General features: G+C 39.6%; 17 protein-coding genes. 15 read left to right on the top strand and 2 right to left on the bottom strand.

Going from position 1 to position 24,417, the window contains the following annotated elements; translation table 11 throughout:
• Positions 1 to 37: 37 nt before the first annotated feature.
• Positions 38 to 1,360, bottom strand: coding sequence for a sigma-54 dependent transcriptional regulator (locus tag ABDV71_RS00210; protein ID WP_343530373.1), 1,323 nt, complete (start codon positions 1,358 to 1,360; stop codon positions 38 to 40).
• A gap of 67 nt (positions 1,361 to 1,427) precedes the next feature.
• Entirely contained in the window at positions 1,428 to 1,733 is a 306-nt protein-coding gene (locus ABDV71_RS00205; protein ID WP_113664060.1) for a hypothetical protein, read from the bottom strand.
• A 217-nt stretch (positions 1,734 to 1,950) separates the two neighbouring features.
• Between ABDV71_RS00205 and ABDV71_RS00200 the strand changes: the two genes are divergently transcribed.
• From ABDV71_RS00200 to sprA, 15 genes are all read left to right on the top strand, one after another.
• The gene (locus tag ABDV71_RS00200; protein WP_343530372.1) at positions 1,951 to 3,114 is read left to right on the top strand and encodes an amidohydrolase family protein; all 1,164 of its coding nucleotides are present in this window, start codon (positions 1,951 to 1,953) and stop codon (positions 3,112 to 3,114) included.
• On the top strand, positions 3,114 to 4,061 hold the full coding sequence (locus ABDV71_RS00195) for a nitronate monooxygenase (protein WP_343530371.1): 948 nt from the start codon (positions 3,114 to 3,116) through the stop codon (positions 4,059 to 4,061). The genes ABDV71_RS00200 and ABDV71_RS00195 overlap by 1 nt, the downstream gene beginning before the upstream one ends.
• Positions 4,062 to 4,374: 313 nt before the next feature.
• Complete coding sequence (locus ABDV71_RS00190) at positions 4,375 to 4,659, top strand: acylphosphatase (RefSeq protein WP_343530370.1); 285 nt, start codon at positions 4,375 to 4,377, stop codon at positions 4,657 to 4,659.
• A gap of 84 nt (positions 4,660 to 4,743) precedes the next feature.
• Positions 4,744 to 6,255, top strand: a complete 1,512-nt coding sequence (locus tag ABDV71_RS00185; RefSeq protein WP_343530369.1) for a polysaccharide biosynthesis C-terminal domain-containing protein — start codon at positions 4,744 to 4,746, stop codon at positions 6,253 to 6,255.
• Between the two features lie 65 nt (positions 6,256 to 6,320).
• Positions 6,321 to 6,755, top strand: coding sequence for a dUTP diphosphatase (gene dut / locus ABDV71_RS00180; protein ID WP_343530368.1), 435 nt, complete (start codon positions 6,321 to 6,323; stop codon positions 6,753 to 6,755).
• Between the two features lie 3 nt (positions 6,756 to 6,758).
• Positions 6,759 to 8,447 (top strand): tetratricopeptide repeat protein, encoded by a 1,689-nt coding sequence (locus tag ABDV71_RS00175; RefSeq protein WP_343530367.1) that lies wholly within the window; start codon positions 6,759 to 6,761, stop codon positions 8,445 to 8,447.
• Positions 8,425 to 9,216: a DUF4292 domain-containing protein gene (locus tag ABDV71_RS00170; protein WP_343530366.1), complete on the top strand. Its 792-nt coding sequence runs from the start codon at positions 8,425 to 8,427 to the stop codon at positions 9,214 to 9,216. The genes ABDV71_RS00175 and ABDV71_RS00170 overlap by 23 nt, the downstream gene beginning before the upstream one ends.
• A gap of 20 nt (positions 9,217 to 9,236) precedes the next feature.
• Positions 9,237 to 10,511, top strand: a complete 1,275-nt coding sequence (locus tag ABDV71_RS00165) for a peptidoglycan DD-metalloendopeptidase family protein (protein WP_343530365.1) — start codon at positions 9,237 to 9,239, stop codon at positions 10,509 to 10,511.
• A 50-nt stretch (positions 10,512 to 10,561) separates the two neighbouring features.
• Entirely contained in the window at positions 10,562 to 10,930 is a 369-nt protein-coding gene (locus ABDV71_RS00160) for a twin-arginine translocase TatA/TatE family subunit (protein ID WP_343530364.1), read from the top strand.
• 26 nt (positions 10,931 to 10,956) lie between these two features.
• On the top strand, positions 10,957 to 11,154 hold the full coding sequence (locus ABDV71_RS00155) for a twin-arginine translocase TatA/TatE family subunit (RefSeq protein WP_343530363.1): 198 nt from the start codon (positions 10,957 to 10,959) through the stop codon (positions 11,152 to 11,154).
• Between the two features lie 29 nt (positions 11,155 to 11,183).
• Positions 11,184 to 12,608 carry an Asp-tRNA(Asn)/Glu-tRNA(Gln) amidotransferase subunit GatA gene (gene gatA / locus ABDV71_RS00150; protein ID WP_343530362.1) on the top strand — a complete coding sequence of 475 codons (1,425 nt, stop codon included), beginning with the start codon at positions 11,184 to 11,186 and terminating at the stop codon, positions 12,606 to 12,608.
• A gap of 30 nt (positions 12,609 to 12,638) precedes the next feature.
• A complete protein-coding gene (locus tag ABDV71_RS00145; protein ID WP_343530361.1) occupies positions 12,639 to 14,042 on the top strand; it encodes a transglycosylase SLT domain-containing protein in 1,404 nt (467 codons plus the stop codon).
• Positions 14,043 to 14,207: 165 nt separating this feature from the next.
• Entirely contained in the window at positions 14,208 to 16,511 is a 2,304-nt protein-coding gene (locus ABDV71_RS00140) for an NADP-dependent malic enzyme (RefSeq protein WP_343530360.1), read from the top strand.
• 95 nt (positions 16,512 to 16,606) lie between these two features.
• Positions 16,607 to 17,191 carry a Holliday junction branch migration protein RuvA gene (gene ruvA, locus ABDV71_RS00135; RefSeq protein WP_343530359.1) on the top strand — a complete coding sequence of 195 codons (585 nt, stop codon included), beginning with the start codon at positions 16,607 to 16,609 and terminating at the stop codon, positions 17,189 to 17,191.
• Positions 17,192 to 17,201: 10 nt separating this feature from the next.
• Positions 17,202 to 24,371, top strand: a complete 7,170-nt coding sequence (gene sprA, locus ABDV71_RS00130; protein WP_343530358.1) for a cell surface protein SprA — start codon at positions 17,202 to 17,204, stop codon at positions 24,369 to 24,371.
• Positions 24,372 to 24,417: the final 46 nt, after the last annotated feature.

Here is a 24,417-nt window from a genome sequence, read left to right as displayed (position 1 = left end):
TTTCTGATAATAGAAGCTGTACAATTGCTTTTCAAAACTAATCAATCCCGTAACGCTCCATTTTAGCATAAAGCGTTTTACGGTCTATGTTGAGTAATTTGGCCGCTTTAGATTTGTTATACTTTACCTTGGCCAAGGTTTCGGTAATAAGCGCCCTTTCATTGCTCTCGTTTACAGCTTTTAAATCAGATGGATTGTCCAGAGGTATTTCGTTAGATACTGCAATCTTCATTTCGTCCGGTAAGCTATCTGCGGTAGCTAAGGAACCTGCGGTAAGCAGCACCATGCGTTTGATTACGTTTTTGAGTTCGCGTAAGTTGCCTGGCCAATCGTATCTTAATAGGAGTGATCGGGTATCTTTATCAATCTCTTTAACGTTCCTATCTAATTCCTCGTTGGAAAGTTTTATAAATAAATCGATAAAGAGCTCTAAATCTATGCCTCGTTCCCTCAGGGGAGGTAATTGTATTTTAAATTCATTTAAACGATGGTAAAGGTCTTCCCTGAACTCGCCGTTTTTCATGCTGTTGGCTAGGTCATCGTTGGTAGCGGTAATTACCCTTACATCAACCGGAATTTGCTTGTTGCTGCCCAATGGTTGTATTACACGTTCCTGTAAGGCTCGTAAAAGTTTTACCTGTACTTCGTAGCTAAGGTTACCAATTTCATCTAAAAAAATGGTTCCTCCATTGGCAGCTTCAAAAGAGCCTTTTTTATCGGCAACAGCACCGGTAAAGGCCCCTTTTACGTGTCCAAATAATTCACTTGCGGCTAAATCTTTCGATAGTGCACCGCAATCAATAGCAATAAAAGGTTTGTTTTTGCGCTTACTTTGTTGATGAAGTGTTCTTGCCGCAAATTCTTTTCCTGTGCCACTTTCGCCTTGTATAATTACCGACATGTCGGTACCGGCCACCAAATCAATATGTTGGTATAATCTGTTGGCCACTTCGCTTTTCCCTCTAATAAAATTATTGTTGGAAGTAGTTTTGGGCGTTTCCTTTTTTTGAAGTGCATTGCCGATGACCATTAACAGTTCGTCTGGATTAATAGGCTTGGTAATATAATCGGCAGCCCCTAGTTGGATAGATTTTACCGCCGTGCGCACATCGTTAAAAGAAGTCATGATGATGGCAGGCACAGTCAACCCAGTTTCACGTCTGTGGTTCAGCACGTCAATGCCAGTTCCATCAGGTAGGCGGTAATCAATTAATAAAAGCTGGAAATCTTCGTGGGCAATCAGTTTTAATGCTTTAGCTACATTGTTAACTGTGGTGACCTGATAATTGTTCTTGCTTAAAAAGCCTTCAATAATTTGAGCAAAGGTAGTGTCGTCTTCAATAATTAAAACTGCTGCCATATACAAAAATAAGAAAAGCCAGAATAAATCTGGCCTTTCCATTTAGTTTTAACGATGTGTTTTAAGCTTATTCTACTGGTTTACCTTCAGCATCGAATTTTAAAGAAGCAGTTTCTTCTTCCTTTTTAACATCAACTTGGAAGTATGATTTGCTACCGTCTTTCACGCTGAACGCTGCTGTTGGAGTCCATGCTTTATATGGGTCTGTTTGTAGAACAGTTTTAATGGCTTCTGGTAATTCTTCTAATTTAATAGGTGTTTTAACAACGCTATCTTGTACGCTAACAACTTCTACTTTGTTAACTGATGCTTGGGCTTGAACTGCGGTAAATCCTGCGAATGCTACGATAGCTGCTACAAATAACTTTTTCATAATATTAATTTTTATAGTTTTTACAATTTTTCAATTACATCAACTAATGATACATAATGGTGCCATTGGGTGTGCCAAAAAATAAAAACCTATAAATGAGTTGTTTATGTTTTTTGCGTGTAAAAACGGTTTGGGGAATTTCTCCACAAGCTGTAGCTAAAGGCAGCAAAAAAGTTTTTAATTTTAGTATTATGCCTTATTCCCTTTAATTTGTAGCATGCAAAGATACTTATCGGCAAACTGGATATATCCCGTAACTAGCGGGCCTATTGCTAACGGCGTACTGGTAGTTTCGTCAGAAGGCGAAATTTTAGATATATTGACAGAGGAACAAGCCACAGAAAGGAAAATTGAGAACGTAGAGAAGTTTGAAGGGGTTTTAGTGCCTGGCTTTGTAAATACGCACTGCCATTTGGAACTTTCACACCTGTTTGGTAAAATATCGGAACAAACTGGTTTGCCTGCATTTGTTAGGGAAATTGTAGCGCAACGTACGGCTGATGATGAAGTGGTAATTGCTGCGATGGAGAATGCCGATAGGCAAATGTATGAAAATGGCATTGTTGCCGTTGGTGATATTTCGAATGTGTCACTCTCCAAAACGGTGAAGCAAAACAGCCCTATTTATTATCATACTTTTGTGGAGGTATTTGGTTTTAACCGACCTTCGCAGCCAATTATAGATGAGGCTGTGAAAATAAGGGATGGTTATTGGCCGCTTAATGCTTCTGTGGTGCCACATGCACCTTACTCCGTATCATCAGAACTTTTTCAGTTTATTGAAAAGAATACCAGACCACAGGATATTTTAAGCATCCATAATCAGGAAACTGCTGCCGAGAATGAATTTTTTGAAAGGGGAACCGGCGATTTTGAAGCCATGTATCAGCGCATGGGCGTACCAAAAACTGAAGCCCATGGTACTGGCGAAAATGCTATTCGTTATCATTTACCGCAGATGCCGGTTAATCGCACGCTATTGGTACATAATACTTTTACCAGCCAAGCCGATGTTGATTTTGCTTTGGCACAGCATAAAGATTTGTATTGGTGCCTTTGTCCTAATGCTAATTTGTATATAGAAAATAATTTGCCAGAAGTTACCCTGTTTATGCGGCCACAAGTAAAGGTTACCCTAGGAACAGATAGTTTGGCCAGCAATCACCAGTTATCAATCTTGGCAGAAATGCAGACTTTACAACAGCGTACACGTATTGCTTTTGATGAACTGCTAAATTGGGCAACCATCAACGGAGCAATATTTTTAGGTATTGAGCAACAATTTGGGAGTTTCGAGATAGGCAAGAAACCAGGAGTGAATTTGGTCGATCTTTCTGAATCGAAAATCATAAAGTCTAAACAAGTAAAACGACTGATCTAATGGCTAATGTAATCAACTCATTATTTAGCATCAAATATCCAATTATACAAGCCGGAATGATTTGGTGTAGCGGCTGGCGCTTGGCTGCTGCGGTTTCCAATGCTGGCGGTTTGGGCATTATTGGTGCTGGGTCTATGTATCCCGATGTATTAAGGGAGCATATTCAAAAATGTAAAAAGGCAACGACACAGCCTTTTGCCGTTAATGTGCCTTTGCTTTATCCAAATATTCAGGAAATCATGGATATTTTGGTAGAAGAACAAGTGAAGATTGTTTTTACTTCGGCGGGTAATCCTGCCACATGGACCAGCTTTCTTAAAGAAAAAGGAATGACGGTAGTGCATGTAATTGCCAACACCAAATTTGCGCTTAAGGCTCAACAGAGTGGCGTGGATGCAATTGTTGCGGAAGGTTTTGAAGCCGGAGGTCATAACGGAAGGGAAGAGACAACTACGTTGTGCTTAATTCCGATGATTAAACAAGCGGTAAATATCCCTGTAATTGCTGCTGGAGGCATTGGGAGCGGCAGGGCAATGTTGGCCGCTTTTGCCTTAGGGGCTGATGGAGTGCAGGTGGGTTCTGCTTTTGCTATAGCGGAGGAATCATCGGCGCATGCTAATTTTAAGAAGAAAATCATTTCTTCGATAGAAGGGGATACCAAATTAAGATTAAAAAAATTGGTGCCCGTACGTTTGTTGCAAAATGAATTTTCGGATGCTGTGGCGCAGGCGGAGGCTAATGGGGCTGGTACGGCAGAGCTTGCAGAGCTACTAGGCAGGGCAAGGGCTAAACTCGGAATGTTTGAAGGGAATATGGATGAAGGTGAATTGGAGATTGGGCAGGTATCGGCCATGCTTAGCGAAATAAAACCTGCAGCAGATATCCTTAATGAAATTTGGGAAGAATTTTTAGCGGAAAAGGAAAGGGTTAGCGGACTGGAGTTTTAGTTTTTTACCTTCTTAGACACCTTAGAACATTTTAGTTTTTGGCTATTGCTCTTAGGTGTCTTAGGTGGTTATTTAATTCTTAAACATTAAGGTATGAAGAGACATGAAGTTGCACGCCTAATGGTTTATTACCTTAATTTCTTAATGGTTTAATTTTTTTACCACCTTAGACATTTTAGGACATCTTAGTTTTTGGCTATTGCTCTTAAATGACCTTAAATATCTTGGATGGTTTAATCAAACACGATTGTTAAATTATTGGCATGTTAAATTACTGCACCTTATCTTTACACCCTAATGATTATAGCAAAAAATGAAGCATATCAATATAAAAGTAATAGGCAAAGTACAGGGCGTGTTTTTTAGGGCAAGCACTAAGGCCGTTGCCGACCAAATGGGCGTGAAGGGGAAAGTAAAGAACGAAAAAGATGGCTCGGTGCTTATTGAGGCAGAAGCAGATGCCATTAGCTTAGATATGTTTGTGGAATGGTGCCGTAAGGGACCTGAAAAATCTGTTGTAGAACAAGTGCTGATTGAAGACGGCGAATTGCAACATTACACCAACTTTGTGGTAATCAAAAAGAACTTATTGTGGTAAAGTTAATTTACAATTGTAATAGTCGAAAATGTAAACCTCGGTTTTAGAAAGTCGTAAATCTAAAATCTAAAATCTAAAATCAACTTGTCTGCATTAAAGAAATTTGTTGGCCAAACGGCAATTTACGGCGTTACTACAGTATTGTCGCGCTTGCTGAATTTTATCTTGACCCCAATATATACGAGGGTTTATCCAGCGGGAGTGTACGGTATTTTTACCAATATGTATGCCAATGCCTCTATCATCAATGCAATATTGGCCTTTGGTATGGAGAGTACTTTTTTCCGGTACCTTAACAAACACGAAGACAGAAAGCAGGAAGTGTACAATAACACATTTTTTTGTGTTGCCTTTATCGGAATTCTATTTTTAGTAACTGGGCTTACATTTAATACTCAAATCGCACAATACTTTGCTGCTAACGCTAGTCAAGTAGCAGACTACAAATGGTATGTGAAATTCTTTGTGTGGATATTATTTATCGATGCCATTTGCGTAATCCCTTTTGCAAAAATAAGAGCCGACGAAAGGCCAATTAGATATAGTGTTGCCAAGTTCTTAAATATTGGTTTGTTTGTTGGCCTTAACCTAGTGTTTATCTTACTTATTCCTGCTATCATTAAGCATCAATGGATAGGTGCTGAGTGGTTAGCTTCATGGTACCGTAAACAATGGGTAGGTTATGTATTCATTTCAAATTTGGTGGCAAGTGCCGCTACTTTGTTATATCTTCTGCCCGAGTTTTTAAAGCTCCAGCTTAGGTATGATCGAGCTTTGCTTAGCAATATGTTGGGTTATAGCTGGCCAATTTTGGTAGCTAACCTATCATTTATTATTAATGAAAACTTGGATAAGATCGTGCTTAAAAAACTACTTCCTCCAGAAATAGCAGATGGTGAAGTAGGTGTTTATGGTGCAGTGTGTAAAATAGCTGTTTTCTTAAGTATCTTCAATACTGCATTTCGTTTAGGGGCCGAACCCTTTTTCTTCAGCTTTGCCAAAAATAAAAATGCGAAGCAGACCTATGCTATTATCTTACATTATTTTGTAATTGCGCTGGTGGTTATTTTTATCGGCTTAGTGGCCAATATCGAAATTTTGAAATATTTCATCAGTAGGGATAAAGCACATCTTGCTGATTATTGGGCTGGATTACCGGCCGTTCCTTACCTATTGCTAGGGTATGTTTGTTTAGGAATCTACATGAACCTTTCCATTTGGTACCGTCTTTCAGATCAAACCCGTTTTGGACTTTACATTTCTGTATTTGGAGCGGTCATTACCATTGTGCTCAACTTGGTGCTTATTCCAAAGTATAGCTACATGGGCTCTGCATGGGTAAGTATGATTGCTTATTTTGTAATGATGGTTATCTCTTACGTACTAGGCCAAAAGTATTATCCAATTCCTTATAACTTAAAGCGGATTGCACTATATTTCGTTTCCTCAACGATAATTGTATTTGTCTCGTTTTTTGTATTCAATAGAAATATATTTATCGGTAATGGTTTGTTGATCTTGTTTCTGGGAGTGGTATATTTCTTGGAAAAGGACGAGCTGAAAAGATTCTTCAAAAAAGGCGAAGCAAAAGCATAAAATTAAAAGGATTGCTATTAAACACCAAGTCTAAATACTAACTACTAATATCTGAATACTAGCTAATGGAAATCAAGATCATTAATAAATCAAACCATACCTTGCCTGCATATGAAACAGCGCATGCTGCGGGAATGGATTTAAGAGCTTCTTTAACAGAAGAAATCATAATTAAACCTTTACAGCGTTTTTTAATTCCAACGGGTTTGTTTATCGAGCTTCCCGTGGGCTATGAGGCACAGATTAGACCAAGAAGCGGATTAGCCTATAAACATGGGATTACGGTGCTTAACTCGCCAGGAACCATTGATGCCGATTACCGTGGCGAAATAAAAGTATTGTTGGTAAATTTGTCTGATACCGAGTTCAAGGTGAGTAACGGCGAGCGCATTGCCCAAATGGTGATCGCCAAGCACGAAACGGTAGATTGGCAATTAGTCAATGAACTAAGCGTAACCGATAGAGGTGAAGGTGGTTATGGACACACTGGAAAAAAATAAAGAATGAAGAGAATCCTTTTAATAGCATTGATAATAATTGCTTGCTTTAGTTTTGCATTGGCACAGCAAAATATGGTTGCAGTAAAGGATAGCAACGCAATAAAGGAACTTTTCTTTGCTGGTCTGAAAGATAAACTGAATGATAATTATGTTAGCGCCAGTAACAATTTTTCAAAGGTTTTAGTAATCGACCCGAATAACGATGCAGCCTATTTTGAACTCGCTAACATGCAGATTCGTCAAAACAAGTTGTTGGACGCAGAGGTATCCATAAAAAAAGCACTTGCCGTACAGCCTAATAATGTCTGGTATCTGAAACTACAAACAGAAGTCTATAAGCGTAACGGTAACATGGATGCGTTGGTACAAACTTTCGATAAGCTGATACAATTGGATTCGGAAACAGAAAGCTTCCATTTTGATAGGGCAAATGCGTTATATATTGCAGGAAAGATAGAGGAGTCGCAAAAGGCTTATGACTTGTTGGAGCAGAAATTTGGGGTGTCTAAAGCCTCAACAGCTGCCAAAAAGCGTTTTAAAACTCAAACTTCTACCAGTAGCGATTTAAATAAGCTCATTAGTGATAATCCTAATGATGTCAAAAATTATCTTGAGCTAAGCGGCGTGCTTTTGGAGAAAAACCAAAGCAATGAAGCTTTAACTACCTTACTGAAAGCAAAGGCCATCGCATCCGATAATTACGAAGTCAATTTAGCCTTAGCCGATGTTTATCACTCCCTAAAAAAAACAGACGAAGCCTTAGCCTCATTAAAGGAAGCATTTGAAAGCGCAGAAATGCCTCTACCCGTTAAGCTGAAAATTTTGAGCCAAATGCTACCTCGATTTAACAATCCGCAAGTGGCGAAAAGCGCAGTACAACTTGGAGCCATTACCTTGGAAGATCATAAGGATGACCCCAAAGTAAAGCTGCTTTATGGCGATATTCTTTACCAACAGGGAAATTTGCAAGGTGCAAAAGAGCAATACCAAGGCACCGTAAAAATCACGGAGCAACTTTATATTGCTTGGGAAAAATTACTTGGCGTGCAAACCTTGATGGGCAATTATGAAGAAGCCATTAAAACAGGAGAAGATGCCCTGTCGATTTATCCCAATCAGGCAATTTTATATTATTATCGTGCATTTGCTTTACACAGAAACGGACAAAACGCCGAAGCTGGTTTCGAACTTAAAAATGCGCTACAATTAGAACCAGAAGATGTTAATTTAAAGGCCATGATTTTGGCATTGCAAGCCGAAGTATTGATTGACCAGGGCAAGTTAAAAGAGGCAGATGCAGCTTTTGACAAAGCGGTAGGTTTAGCCCCAAACAATTATTTGACCTTAAGCAATTACGCCTATTATTTAGCTTTGCGTAATCACGATTTGCCAAAGGCAGAAAAACTGGCCTCGAAAGCAGCGCTGGCCATGCCTCAAAATTCATCTATTCTTGATACTTATGCCATTGTGTTGTTTAAACTTAATAAGTTAGATGATGCACTGAAATACATAGAAAAAGCGTTACAAAACAACGAAGGGGGAAATCCCGTTTATTTAGAGCATTACGGTGATATTTTGTTTTTAAAAGGTGATAAGGAAAATGCCCTTGTTCAATGGCAAAAAGCGAAAGTTGCAGGAAATCAGTCCGAGAAGTTAAACAGAAAGATAAATGAGAAAAAATATATTAAATAGCTTTTTTTTAATTACCTGCACAATATTGGCAGTAAGTTGTGCGCCCAAGAAAGAAATTATAAAAGCTCCGCCACCCGCAGAAACGACTACCGTTGCCGATAAAAAATCAGAAAACCTGGCGACGCTGTTAACAAAAGAACTTCAATACAATACCCTGTCATTAAAAGGTAAGGCCGAGCTAGATATTAATGGCGATGCCAATAATGTTACACTAAATATACGTATCAAAAAAAACGAGACCATCTGGTTTAACGTTACTGCCTTGGGCGGGGCTATTGAAGCTGCACGTGGTATCATTACACCCGACAGCTTGTTATTGATGAACAGGTTGCAGAAAACTATTCTGAGAAAGCCTTTATCTTACATTCACGATTACACTAACCAACAGGTAAATTTTGGTTGGTTGCAGTCTATTATTGTGGGCAATACCATCCCTGAGTTTATGGTAGAAAAATCGGACTTGAAACAAGACGGGGGCGTGTGGATCTTAAGTGGTACAGCACAAGGCTTGGCTTACCGAACGTTGTTCAATACCTTGTTAAAAGCGGCCGAGCTAAACTTGAATGATGCAGAAGCGGGACAAGCACTTAAGGTCGTATATGATAAATATACTCCGATAAACAAAGGGCTGTTCCCCTCAAATTTAAAAATAACCTCTGCTGTAGGCAATAAAAAAATAAGTGTAGCCGTTGAGTTTACAAAAATTGATGCCAATGTTCCTGTAGAGTTCCCTTTTTCAGTTCCAAAGAGTTTTCAACTAATCAATTAATTTTTTTATACTTTTGGTTAATGAAGTTAAACAAAGCCCTACTTTTAGTTGTATCCCTGTTTTTTTGTGTAAATGCTTTTGCACAATCCAGTAAAGAGCTAAAGCGTAAAAAAGAAGCTTTACAAAGAGAGATTGAGCTGGCCCAAAGAAATCTGAACAAAGCATCAAGCGGTAAGAAATTGACCCTCGGCCAAATCAACGCCATTAAAGCTCAAATTAGGCTAAGACAAGAAAAGATTTCTACAATCAATTCGGAGATGAAAAGCCTTGATCATCAAATTTCTGAAAACACCAATAAGGTGCATAATTTGAAAGGCCGTTTAGCCGATTTAAAGAAAGAATATGCCGGAATGATTCGCTTTGCGCAACGCAATAAGAACTCCTACGATAAAATGATGTTCATTTTTGCTGCGAAGGATTTTAACCAAGCCTATAAGCGAATTAAATATCTACAGCAATTTGGGCAATACCGTAAAAAACAAGCCGCATACATTCAGGGTACAGAAAGACAGTTGAGCAATCAAATTGTGGTGCTGGATAAGGACCTTAAGAATAAAGGTAGCTTGTTAAAAGAGCAAGAGAGCGAGAAAAATAAGCTTGATAAAAATAGAAGTGAGCAAACGGTTGTATTAAATAAGTTAAGCAAGCAAGAAAAACAGTTCCAGCAAGATATCAACAAAAAAAGACAGCAACAAGCTTCTATTGACAGACAAATTAGTGCTGCCATTGCTAGGGAAATTGCTGCGGCCAGAAAAAAGGCAGAAGAGGAAGCGAGAGAACGGGAGAGACTGGCAGAGGCTAAGGCTAAAGCAGAAAATAAACCTTCTCCAACTGCTAATGCTTCAAAACCGAAAACAGCTAGCGAAGCATTAAGGGCAACACCGGAGGCCGCTAAACTGTCTGATGCCTTTGAAGCCAATAGGGGGAGTTTGCCTTCGCCTGTGGCAAATGGCTATATTACAGGAAGGTTCGGCGCTTATAAAGTTGACCAAGCTACCGCGATGCGTAATGGCGTGGTGTTTCAAACCAGCGAGGGGGCTGCCGTTAGAGCTGTCTTCAATGGAACGGTAAGTTCAGTTTTTCAGCAATTTGGTAAGTTTTATATTGTAATTATTCACGGAGAGTATTTTACCGTTTATGAAGGATTGCAAAGTGTGAGTGTAAGTAAAGGACAGAAGGTTACTACTAAGCAAACCATAGGTACAGCAGGAACAAGCGATGGCGTGCCGGAGCTGGGATTCCAGATTCACAGAGGCGCTACCGCACAAAATCCAGAAAGCTGGCTGGCTAGATAATATGAAATTTTGCTTAAAATTACCCTATATTTGTATAAAATCGTTTTAAAATGTACAACACGCCGTTATTAGAGTTTTTGAATATGGGAGGGGGCGAGATGATTCTCATCGTAATTGCGATACTTTTGTTATTTGGAGGTAAAAAATTACCAGAATTAGCGAGAGGATTGGGCAAAGGGATTAGAGAATTTAAGGATGCCTCCGAAGGAGTAAAAAGAGAAATTCACCGTAATATTAATGCGGTTGATATAGATGAGGAGGACAGAAAAGCTGAGGAAAACCGTAGATATCGTGAACCGGAAGTAGACAACTCGCACTCTATCCACGAAGAAGAAACTACGGTAGCTACAGAAAACCAAAGCGAAGCCCAGCCCGTAAATAGTGTAGAAGAAAATAAGGAGCCAAAAAGTTCCGTTTAAAAAATTGAATATATAAAACAATAGTCATGTTACAAACACCAATGCTAGCAGCGCTAGGTACAACCGAAATCATCTTAATTATCGTGGCAATCCTATTGCTTTTTGGAGGTAAAAAAATTCCAGAACTAATGAGAGGTTTAGGTAGAGGCGTAAAAGAATTTAAAGATGGTAAAGATGGTGTAGACGCTCAAGGTGGCGATAACAGCACCAACAAACCTCAATAATTCAGTTACAACGCTTTTAAATTTAGATTTTGAAGAAATATACCTCTCTTACAGAGATACAAGGAAAACTCGCGCAAAAGCAACTAACTTTAAAAGAACTCCTTGCTTATTATTTTAAGCAAATAGAAAAGCATCAACACCTCAATGCGTTCAATGAGGTGTTTTTTGATTCTGCTAATAAACAGGCTGAAGTTATCCAACAGAAGTTAGAACAAGGCGCAGCAGGAAAGTTGGCGGGGATGGTCATCGGTATTAAGGATAATATCTGTTATCAAGATCATCAGGTTACTGCCTCATCTAAAATGCTCGATGGCTTTGTTGCTCCCTATTCTGCAACCGTGGTTGAACGCCTCTTGGCTGAAGATGCCATCATTATCGGACGTTTAAACTGTGATGAATTTGCCATGGGCGGCTCCAATGAGACTTCCTATTTTGGTACGGTTAAAAATGCCGCGGATGAAGAACGCGTGGCGGGCGGCTCGTCAGGAGGTTCCGCAGTAGCGGTACAGGCTGATATGTGCTTGGCTGCGTTAGGAACCGATACCGGAGGCTCTGTACGTCAACCAGCAGCATTTTGTGGTAACATTGGCTTCAAACCAACCTACGGGCGAATTTCCCGTTATGGTGTCATTGCTTATGCCTCTTCTTTTGATCAAGTGGGGACTTTAACCTCTTCTGTTTCAGATGCCGCTTTGTTGTTGGAAGTATTGGCTGGTGCTGATGAAAATGACAGCACGGTTTCTACTTTGCCAGTACCTAACTATTCGAAAAACCTATCTTCTGCAACAAAAAAGAAAATTGCTGTTTTAAGGGAGACACTGGACAGTAACGCATTAGATCCTGAAACAAAAGTGGCTATTCTAGATGCCATTGAAAAATTTAAGGCCGAAGGGCACGAGGTTACAGAAGTATCTTTTGATTTGTTGGAATATTTGGTGCCTACCTATTATATTTTAACAACTGCCGAAGCATCTTCCAACTTATCTCGATATGATGGCGTTCATTATGGCTATCGTAATATGCAGGCACAAAGTCTCAACCAACTTTATAAAACTTCTAGGGCCGAAGGCTTTGGAGAGGAAGTGAAACGACGTATCATGTTAGGTACATTTGTGCTTAGTGCGGGTTACTATGATGCTTATTATCAGAAAGCGCAAAAGGTTCGCCGACTGATTCGTGAAAAGATAGAAATACTACTGCAAACCTATGACATATTGGTAAGCCCCGTAGCTCCAACACCAGCATTTAAGATCGGCGAAAATGTGCAGGACCCTTTGGTAATGTATATGGCCGATATTTATACTGTACTGGCTTCTTTAGCGGGAATACCTGCAATAGCTTTGCCTTTGGGCAATAATAACCAAGGTTTGCCGTTAAGTATCCAGTTAATGACCAAACATTTTAATGAGCAACAACTGCTCAATTTATCACATAGTTTTTTAGAAAAGGCCTAAAATAGTATCGCTATTGGCCGCTTTTAGCCTATGAGGAAATTGTTACTTACTTTTTTGGGATTGGTATTTTCAATCGGTGTACAAGCGCAAATCCCAACAAAAGTTATCCAAGGAGATACTATTTTAAAAAGACTGACTACAGCACCAGCTACGGATACTGTTGCAGTGCCTTTAATTAATCAGCCTATGCTGTTTGGGCAAAACTTGTTATACAAGTTAAGGCTCGATTCCATTAAGCAAACCGTTCCTCTGGATTATAATGAATATGTACAAAGCTATATCGACATTTATGTAAAGCGGAAAAACATGTATGCCGATATGTTGGGGCTATCTTCCTACTATTTCCCAATCTTCGAAAAGGCACTAAAGTCATATAATATCCCTACTGAAATTAAATATCTTTCTATCGTCGAATCATCCTTAAATCCACACGCAGTTTCAAGGGTTGGCGCTACTGGGCTATGGCAGTTTATGTTTGGTACTGCAAAGGCTTATGGCCTAAATATGGACAACTTTGTTGACGAGCGTAAGGATCCTATACAAGCCAGCTACGCAGCAGCGGCATATTTTAAGGATGCTTACGAAGAATTGGGAGATTGGCTTTTGGCCATCGCTGCTTACAATTGTGGTAAAGGAAATGTAAATAGAGCCATAGACAAGGCCGGTTCACGTGATTTTTGGGAGATAAGAAGATTTTTGCCTGCCGAAACCCGTAATTACGTGCCCGCTTTTATTGCGGCGGTTTATGTGATGAAATATGCCAAAACGCATCAGATACAAGCTAAAGCAACTCCTTTTGTTTTTAAGACCGACACTATACAGGTAAGGAATTTTGTAGCACTATCAGATGTAGCTAATGCCATTAACCATACCGAGGAAACCCTCTTCGCGTTAAATCCAAGCTATAAAAAGAAGATTGTCAACGGAACCGAAGTTTCTCCGAAACGTGTGGTGATTCCTAGCCCAGAACATCAGTATTACGAGCGATTATTTGAAGTGTTAAACAATGATGTTGATACGAATAAAGAAATTATTCTGGCTTCTACTGACGATGCGAGGGAACTAAGGAAGAAAGCTCAGCCTAAAAAGACAGAAAAATCATCGGGCATTCTCGTTCATAAGGTATTGCCAGGTCAAAATCTTACCATCATTGCCAATAAATACGGCGTTGAAGTTCAGGATTTGAAGGTTTGGAATAAATTAAATGCCCTAACCATCGTTCCGGGGCAAAAGTTAAAAATTTATAAAGATGGTGCACCCCAAAAAATGGTGCCTAAAGCCAAGGCGGCCTTTGTAAGTTATAAGGTAAAACAGGGTGATACTCTTTCAAGTATTGCGGAGAAATTTGACGGTATTACCGTAGCAAGTTTAAAGCAGGCTAATGGCTTGAAATCTGCGAAAATTGCAGAAGGCATGACCTTAAAGATTATGTAAAAACTGAACATTTAAGATTTAAAAGGGACTTTTCGGTCCCTTTTTGCTTTTATATAGACTATTTCATGGCCTTGTACAAGTTATTGCCCTTCAACGACGAATGACAAAAAACAGGTTGTATCCTAAAAAAAGATTGTAACTTTGGCCGCTACAAATGATTAAAGAATGAGCAAGATTAATAGAAAACAAGACGCTTTAGATTATCACTCACAAGGGAGGCCTGGAAAAATTGAGGTAATACCAACTAAACCTTACTCTTCACAAAGAGACTTAACATTGGCCTATTCCCCAGGTGTAGCAGAACCTTGTTTAAAAATTGCAGAAAACAAAGAAGACGTATATAAATACACTGCGAAAGGAAACTTAGTGGCCGTAATTAGTAACGGTACTGCGGTGTTAGGTTTAGGCGATATTGGTGCGGAAGCTGGAAAACCTGTAATGGAAGGTAAAGGCCTTTTATTTAAAATTTTTGCAGACATTGATGTTTTTGACCTTGAATTGGATACCAAAAATGTAGATGAATTTGTAAATATCGTGAAAGCCCTAGAGCCAACTTTTGGTGGTGTTAACCTTGAAGATATTAAAGCTCCAGAGTGTTTCGAAATTGAGCGTAGACTTAAAGAAGAAATGAACATTCCGGTAATGCACGATGACCAACATGGTACAGCAATCATTTCGGCGGCGGCGTTGATCAATGCCTGTGAGTTGCAGAAAAAGAAGCTGGATAAAATTAAAATCGTGGTAAACGGTGCAGGAGCTGCAGCCATTTCATGTTCTAGACTTTATGAGGCGATTGGTGCCAAAAAAGAGAACATTGTAATGTGCGACAGAAGTGGGGTAATTCGTGCAGATAGGCAAAACCTTGATGCCATTAAGGCCGAGTTTGCAACTACCCGTAACCTTAATACCTTGGAAGAAGCAATGAAAGATTCAGATGTGTTCATCGGACTTTCATCTGCAGATTGCGTTTCGGTAGATATGCTAAAATCAATGGCTAAAAACCCTATCGTAATGGCAATGGCCAATCCAAATCCGGAAATTGCTTACGATTTGGCCATTAATTCACGTAAGGATATCATTATGGCAACAGGCCGTTCCGATTATCCTAACCAAGTGAACAACGTATTAGGATTCCCTTATATTTTTAGAGGTGCCTTAGACGTTAGAGCAACCGCTATTAATGAGGAAATGAAAATTGCAGCCGTTCGTGCCATTGCCGAACTAGCTAAAAAATCTGTTCCAGAGGCGGTTAACATGGCCTACAATGCCAAAAACCTAAAATTCGGAAAAGATTATATCATTCCTAAACCAATGGACTTCCGTTTAATGACCAACGTTTCTATGGCGGTGGCAAAAGCGGCTATTGAAAGCGGTGTTGCTCGTAAGGTCATTACCGATTGGGATGCTTATGCGGAGGAATTAAAACAACGTTTGGGCACCGATGATGCCATTATGCGTGCCATCACCAATAAAGCAAAATCAGACCCTAAACGCGTAGTTTTCGCAGAAGCCGATAACTATAAAATTTTGAAGGCTGCCCAAATCGTAAAAGACGATAACATTGCTATTCCAATTTTATTGGGTAATAAAGAGAAAATCCAAGCCATTATTGAAGAAAATGCTTTGGAATTGGAAGGTGTTCAAATTATTGACCCAGCTTTAGAGCCTGAAAGAACTAAGAAATATGCACAGTCATTATACGAGAAAAGACAAAGAAGAGGAGTAACCTTGACTGAGGCCGTAAAAATGATGCGTGACAGAAACTATTTTGGATCATCAATGGTAGAGTTTGGAGAAGCAGATGCGATGATTTCGGGTTTAACTAAAAACTACGCAACTACTATTAAGCCAGCTTTACAAATCATCGGTACCGAAGAAGGCGTGAAGCGCGTAGCGGGGATGTACATGATGATGACTGAAAAAGGCCCGGTTTTCTTTGGAGATACAACGGTGAACGTAGACCCAAGTGCAGAAGACCTAGTCGATCTAACCTTATTATTAGAAAAATCAGTAAGGAAATTCAACATCACGCCACGCATAGCAATGCTATCTTACTCAAATTTTGGTTCTAATGATGGTATCATTCCAGAAAAAACCAGAAAGGCAGTTAAAATCCTTCACGAGAAATATCCAGAAATTCAGGTAGATGGTGAAATGCAAGGAAACTTTGCAATTAACAACGCCATGTTGAAAGATAACTTTCCTTTTAGTAGATTAGCGGATGCACCAGCGAACACCTTGGTATTCCCTAATTTAGAATCAGGTAACATTGCTTATAAATTATTACAGGAACTTGGCGGGGCAGAAGCCGTTGGGCCAATTCTATTGGGACTTAAAAAGCCAGTTCATATTGTGCAATTAGGCAGTTCTGTTAGGGAAATTGTGAACATGGTTACCATTGCAGTGCTTGATGTACAAGCTAAAGAGGAAGCCGAACCTAAGAAAAAAGGTTTGTTCAAAAAGAAATAATTGCTTTGTTGTTTAACAGCAACAAAAAAAGTTTTAAAAAAATTAAAAAGCTAATTGTTTCTTCTACTTTTAGCTTTTTAATTTAACTTAGAACTATGTACGCTTATATTGATGGAAGACTGACTTTTAAATGTCCAACTTACATTGTTGTAGAAACAGGAGGAGTTGGTTATCACATCAATATATCGCTTAATACATATGCCGCATTAGGCAGCGCAGAACGATGCAAGATTTATACTTGGCTACACGTGAAGGAGGATGCGCACACCTTATACGGTTTTGCAGATGAAGGAGAACGTAGGTTGTTCCTTCATTTAATTTCAGTATCGGGTATAGGCCCAACCACTTGTCGTATGATGCTCTCTTCCATAACACCAAACGAAATACAACAGGCTATTGTAAGCGCCGATGTAGCTTTGATACAGAAAATCAAGGGTATAGGTGCTAAATCTGCCCAACGTATAATCCTCGAACTTCAGGATAAACTAAAAAAAGAAGGTATAGAATCATTAATTTCTATGCCAAGCCACAATACAATTAAAGATGAAGCGTTATCAGCTTTAGTCATGCTTGGCTTTAGCAAACAGGTTGCAGAAAAGGCGTTGGATAATGTAATGAAGAAGTCCGATGGTGAGCTAACAGTTGAGCAAATGATCAAACAAGCTTTGAAGAATTTATAAATAAACCAAATTGAAAAACAAACTAGCCTATTTTGTTTTACTGGTAGGCCTTTGCATTGGCAAAACAGCGTTCTCACAGGTAAATAATGTTGGGTCTAGGGTGGACTCTGCAAAAAACACATTTAACCCAAAAGAAAAGCAATGGATGGGATTGCGCAATTATTCCAATCCATTTTATAAGCTTCCGGAGAACGTTAAGCGAGAAGTAGCATACGATGCTGCCAGCAACAGGTATATCATTTCTGAGCGTATTGGCGATAAGCTATATACCCCTCCTCAATATTTAACGGTTGAGCAATACCTCCGTTTGGTCAATAGTGAGATTAAACGTGAGAATTGGCGTTTATTCTCCAACCAGGAAATAGATGATATTCGCAAAACTGGAATCATTCCGGAAGTGAAAATCAATAGTCGTGTATTCGAAAAGATTTTTGGCGGAACCACCATTGATATACAACCCAGCGGAGAAGCAGAACTTACCTTTTTAGGGCGTATCAATAAAAACGAAAACCCTCTTTTTAACGAACGACAAAGAGTACAGAGTAATTTTGATTTCACACAACGGATCCAAATGGACGTAGTGGGTAACATCGGTACCAAAATGAAAATCAAAATGAACTATAATACCGAAGCACAGTTTGATTTTGAGAACCAAATTAAATTGGATTATACCGGTGGTCCTGATGACATCATCAAAAAAATAGAAGCAGGTAACGTAAGCTTACCGTTGAACACCTCATTAATTACGGGAACACAGGCGCTGTTTGGTATCAAAACGCAGTTGCAATTTGGTAAGCTGGCTCTGACTACTGTTTTCACGCAACAGAAATCGCAATCAAAACAAATAGAAATTAGCAACGGTGCACAACAGAGCGACTTTAGGGTAAGCGGTAGCGACTACGAAGCCAATAAACACTACTTTTTGGCCCAATACTTTCGTGATCAATACAATAAAGCCTTAAAAACCGCCCCAGTAGTAAGAACGGGAATCAATATTACCAAAATCGAAGTATGGGTAACCAACAAAACAGGTAATACCACCGACTCTAGAGATGTGATTGGTTTTATGGACTTAGGCGAATATGCCCCTTATAATTCATCTTTTACCCGTACCCGACCAACTGACAGTCTTCCTTCCGCTTTCTCCAATACTACCTTCCCAACACATTCAAATAATTTATTAACTACCATACCAACCGACGCTAGATTCTCTAGTAGTCCAAGTTTAAGTACTTTTTTTGCAGGTACGGGAGCCACAGATAACTATGCTAAAATTACCTACGGTAGAAAACTTACCGATAGAGAGTTTACGTTGCATCCGCAACTGGGTTATATCTCCCTGAATACCCAGCTCAATACCGATGAACTATTAGCAGTTGCTTATCGATATACTTACAACGGAGTCGAATATCAGGTAGGGGAGTTTGCAACCGATGTTCCATTTGACCAAGCCACGCCAAATGTGCTTTTTGCCAAATTGTTGAAGAACGAAACCACCAAACCTAATCTGCCAATTTGGAATTTGATGATGAAAAACATCTATAACATAGGTGGCTATCAAATCAGCAATCAAAACTTTAAGCTTGATCTTTTTAGACTGGACGAAACATCGGGTGTAGAACGGGCGGTAATTACCGAAGGAGCAAATACCACCAACAAAATATGGTTACAGGCGGTAGGCTTAGACCGATTAAACCCTCAAAAAGAAGCTAAACCTGATGGTGTTTTCGATTTTGAATCACAAAGCAATCCTTTTGCTTCCTCACAAAATAATTTAGGAACTACCAACAATCCTAATTTTGGTACGGGAAGTTCGGCAACCTCATTGTTGAATACTATTAGCGGCTATGTAACCATTGATCCTCAAAATGGCCGGATTATTTTTCCAGTGATTGAACCTTTTGGAAAGGACTTAGCTAACCAATTCCTGACCACCGAACAGAACTTAAAAGATAAATATACATTCCCACAATTGTACAGTGCCACCAAAGTAGATGCGCAGCAATTATCTCCTGATAAAGATCGCTACATCATTAAAGGACACTACCAATCTGAAATTTCTTCAGAATTTAGTTTAAATGCCATTAACGTTCCCGAAGGATCGGTAAAAGTATTTATGGGAAGTATTCCCTTGATCGAGGGGAATGACTACACCGTAGATTATATGAGCGGTAGAGTAAAAATATTAAATACGGCACTATTGAGCTCCGGTCAATCCATCCGTATCTCTACAGAAAATAATGAACTATTTGGCTTACAACAGCGTTCGCTATTTGGGGTAAGGGGAGATTATCGTGTAAACAACAAACTTAACATCGGGGGTACTTTTATGAACCTCACAGAACGGCCTATCACACCAAAGGTGAATTTTGGAGAAGAACCTATTTCCAACTCTATCTGGGGAATGGACGTGAACTATACTTCTTCTTCACGGTTCTTAACTAAGATGATAGATAAGTTGCCATTGATTTCTACCAAGGAAAAATCTAATATTTCGTTCTATGGCGAGTTTGCCCAACTTATCCCGGGCCATCCATCGGCACTGAATATGGGTGGTAGTAAGGGTGGTACCAGTTTTATCGATGATTTTGAAGCTTCGCGTTCAGTAATTGATTTAAAGAGCGCCATTTCTTGGCAAATTTCAGGTACGCCGCAAATGTTTCCTGAAGGAGCCCCAGGATTGCCTCCAAGTTTAGAATATGGTTACAATCGTGCTAAACTTGCGTTCTACAATATTGATCCAGTTTTTTATAACAGAGGTGGGGCGGGTCAAATTCCTGACAACATTAAAAATAATAAAAACGAGCTTTCTAATCACTATGTGAGGGAAGTGTTGGAGACAGAGGTTTTCCCTTTCAAACAGATCAGTACCGGTCAGCCTATCACGCTTCAAACGCTAGACTTGGCATATTACCCGATGTTAAGAGGTCCATATAACTTTGCACCAAACGGCTTCAATCCTAATGGTACTTTGCAAAACCCTCGAAATAGATGGGGCGGAATCATGCGAAGGGTAGATGTGAATGATTTCGAAGCTCAAAACATTGAGTTTATCGAATTGTGGGTAATGGACCCATTTATGTATAAGCCAGGTTCGCAAGGTGGAGACCTATATTTTAACTTAGGTAATATTTCCGAAGATATTTTAAGAGATGGGCGTAAATCATTAGAAAATGGTTTGCCAGCTACGGATGATCCAAGCAAATACGACGAAACCATTTGGGGACGGGTAGCTAAATTGCAGCCAGTAGTGCAGGTGTTTGATAACGATCCAAACGTGAGAAGAGCACAGGATGTTGGTTTGGATGGTTTGTCCAATGCTAATGAGAGGGCTAAGTTTGCGGCTCAAATTCAGCAAATTAAAGCTCAGTTAAATCCCGATGCAGCATTAGCTTTCGAGAATGATCCTTCTTCTGATGACTATACTTACTTTAGAGGGGGGCTATTGGACCAAGAAAATGCAGGTATCTTAAGGCGCTACATGAATTTCAATGGTTTAGAAGGTAACTCTAAAACCTCTCAGCAATCACAGCAAGAGCTAGGTTTGGAAAATTCAGCCTCTACCTATTTACCAGATGGTGAAGATATCAATCGCGATAACAATATGACCCAGTCTGACGAATACTATCAATACAAGATATCTATGCGTCCTGGAGATTTGCAGGTAGGGCAAGGATTTGTAACCGATAAGGTAACCTCTTCGGTTAAACTAGCTAACGGACAAACCCAAAGTGCCACTTGGTATCAAATTCGTATTCCTTTAGCGCAGTACGATTGGAAATCGGCGAATATTCAAGATTTCAAATCTATCCGTTTTGTAAGGATGTTCATGACCAACTTTGCAGATACTGCGGTATTGAGGTTCGCAAAAATCCAATTCGTTCGTGGTGAGTGGAGACAGTATAATGCCAAAAACGAGAGCGGTAAGGTAATTGCAGATCCAGGATTGGGAACAAATCCTTCACCAGATAATTCTATTCTGGAGCTAGGAACGGTAAACATTGAAGAAAATGGACGTAGAACACCAATTCCTTACGTTGTTCCTCCAGGTATTGAAAGAGAAAGAGACTTTAGTAATTATAGAGGGGATACCCGTCAGAATGAGCAATCGCTTTCAATGATTGTTAAAGATTTACGGGACGGTTACGGACGAGCGGCATTCAAAACAGGGATTAATGACTTTAGGTCGTACAAAAAACTCGAAATGTACATTCACTTGGAAGGTGATGGAGTAAACAGCTTACAGGATAACGAGCTTAGTGCATTTTTGAGGATAGGAACGGATAATGCCGATAACTACTACGAATATAACAAACCACTGAAAGTAACCCAACCTGGAACAAGTGATGCTTATGCCATTTGGCCAGAAGAAAATAAAATGGTGATTGAATTGGAGCTTTTCCAAAAGGCAAAAATTGCCCGTAACAATGCCCGTTTGGGAAATGCGCCATGGCCAATCAACGTACCATTTAGATATACTGACGGGAAGAATACCATTATTGTAAAAGGTCAGCCAGATATGAGCAAGGTACGGGTGTACATGCTGGGGTTAAAAAATCCTTGGCGTAATGGACCAGATGCTTCTCCTAATGACGATGGTTTGGCCAAGTACGCGCAAGCTTGGTTTAATGAGCTAAGGTTAACCGAATTTGACGAACGAGGTGGCTGGGCTGCCACGGCAAGGATGAACCTTAAGTTGGCCGATTTTGCCGATGTGAATGTTTCTGGTACCAAATCAACCGTAGGTTTTGGCTCTATTGATAGTAAAGTGAGCCAACGTAGCCGATCAGACAATATGGCTTTCGACATATCGTCGAATATGGAACTGGGCAAATTCCTGCCGCAAAAAAGTGGCGTGAAAATTCCAATGTTTGTGAGCTACTCTAAACAAGTGGCCACTCCTCAGTTTGATCCACGTACCCCAGATATTGAACTGTCAAAAGCTTTGGACAACGCGAATAAAGCGCAAAGAGATTCGATTTTGAATTTTGCCCAAGATTATACCACCAGGAGTAGTTTAGCTTTTACCAACGTACGTAAAGAACGAGTAAAAGAAGATGCAAAGGTAAGGTTGTGGGATATTGAGAATTTCAATGTTTCTTATGCGCAAACTAAAATGTCGCACCGTGATTTTATCAATGAAACAACCATTCAGAATACTTATAAAGCATCGCTAGCCTATAACTATAGCTATAATTCGAAAAGCTATCAGCCTTTTGAAAAATTAATCAAATCCAATACCTTGAAGCTATTAAAGGATTTCAATTTTTCATTGTTGCCAAACGCTATCAATTTTAGGATAGATTTCGACCGCTTCTATTCGGAAAATACGCTGAGGAATAACGATCCTAATAATGCCATTCCGATCAATACCACCTTTAACAAAAACTTTTTGGTAACCAGGGTGTATGGCATTGCATGGGATTTGACAAAATCACTTAGCTTAGATTTTGACGCAACCAATTACTCTATTATTGATGAACCAGAGGGGCGCATTGAAGGTTATAAGAGGGAGCTTCTTTGGAACAACATCAAAGGCTTAGGCCGTACTACCGATTATAACCACAGTCTTAATGTACGATACAACTGGCCAATTGCAAAAATACCAGGCTTAGACTGGGTAAGCTTGGCTACCACCTATGGTACCACGTTTACATGGCAAACAGAGGCCCTATCTACCCTTAATGACCCAACCATCAATTTGGGTAATACCATTCAGAATTCACGAACCATACAGGTGAACCCTACTTTGAATATGATTTCTCTATATAATAAATTTGGCTTTATCAGAAGAAGCTTAAATAACAGAGATACCACTTTCAAGATGTCGAATGTGATGGTAGGCTTGCTAACCAGCATTAAGAATGTTAACGTGGCCTTTACCAAAACTCAAGGAATATTCCTGCCAGGTTATTTGCCAAAAACTAGATTTTTTGGGATTGATGATGTAACTGGGGCTCCTGGGCTAGGTTTTGTATTTGGTAGCCAAAGAGACCTCCGCTTAATGGCTGTTAATAGTGGCTGGATCACTACCGATGATAACCAAATGCAGTTGTATGTTAATACACTTCGTGAAGATTTCCAACTGACAAGTACCGTTGAACCTATTCGAGATTTGAAGATTACCTTAATGGCGAGTAAGAATAGGACCTTAAATTATTCTACCAATTTCAAATACGATGTCAATAGTGGAGCATTCGCTAACCAAAGTCCAAATACTACGGGCGACTATAGCATTTCTACCATCTCCATAGGAACGGCATTTAAGGATAAAAGTGGAGCTACGTTATCGAGCGTGTTCAATGATTTTATGAACAACAGGTCGGTGATTTCCCGTCGTTTGGGGGCATTAAACCCTAATTCTATCGGAACAATCGGTGGTTATGCAGATGGCTACGATAAACGCTCGCAAGATGTAGTGGTGTTGGCGTTCCTTGCCGCTTATACAGGCAAAGATGCCAATTCATCGAGCCTAAACAGCTTGCCTAAAATACCTTTGCCAAATTGGAGATTGACCTATTCTGGCTTAACGAAGTACCCTTTCATTGCGGAACGCTTCTCCGAACTGAGTTTAAGACATGGTTATCGTTCTACCTACAGCATCAATGGCTTTAACAGTTTGTTGAAATACGAAGAGTCGAACGGAGCGGTAAGTAGCAAGGATGTGAATGGGAATTTCCTGCCTTTCTATCAATTTGCACAAGTAACCATCTCTGAGCAGTTTGCACCATTGATAGGTTTTGATACCCGTTTGAAGAACAACATGACCCTTAACTTCGAGATCAACAAAACCCGATTGTTAGGTTTAAGTTTGGCAAATAGCCAGTTGGCACATCTTTCAGAAAATAACATTGTTTTCGGATTGGGTTATAGAACCACGAAGTTCAGGTTCCCTTTTGGGTTGTTTAAGCAAATGAAAATGGACAACAATATGGACTTTAAGCTAGATGTGTCAGTTAGGGATAATAAAACGGTAATTTACAGGGCAGATATTACCGAAGCAGAAGTTTCATCAGGTGCTAAAAACATTACTTTAAGACCAAGTGTTGATTATGTGCTTAACCAACGTTTCAATGTAAGGGTATTCTATGATTCAAATATCACCAAGCCATACACTTCGCAGTCGTTCAATACGTCGTTTAGCAACTTCGGATTTAGTCTAAGAGTAACCTTAAATTAGTAGATTGGCAATGGCATAATTTCATTACCTTTGCGAGGTACAGATA

The organism is Pedobacter sp. (genome assembly GCF_039594775.1).
Classification (GTDB): Bacteria; Bacteroidota; Bacteroidia; order Sphingobacteriales; family Sphingobacteriaceae; genus Pedobacter.
This window is presented reverse-complemented; position numbering and strand designations above follow the sequence as displayed.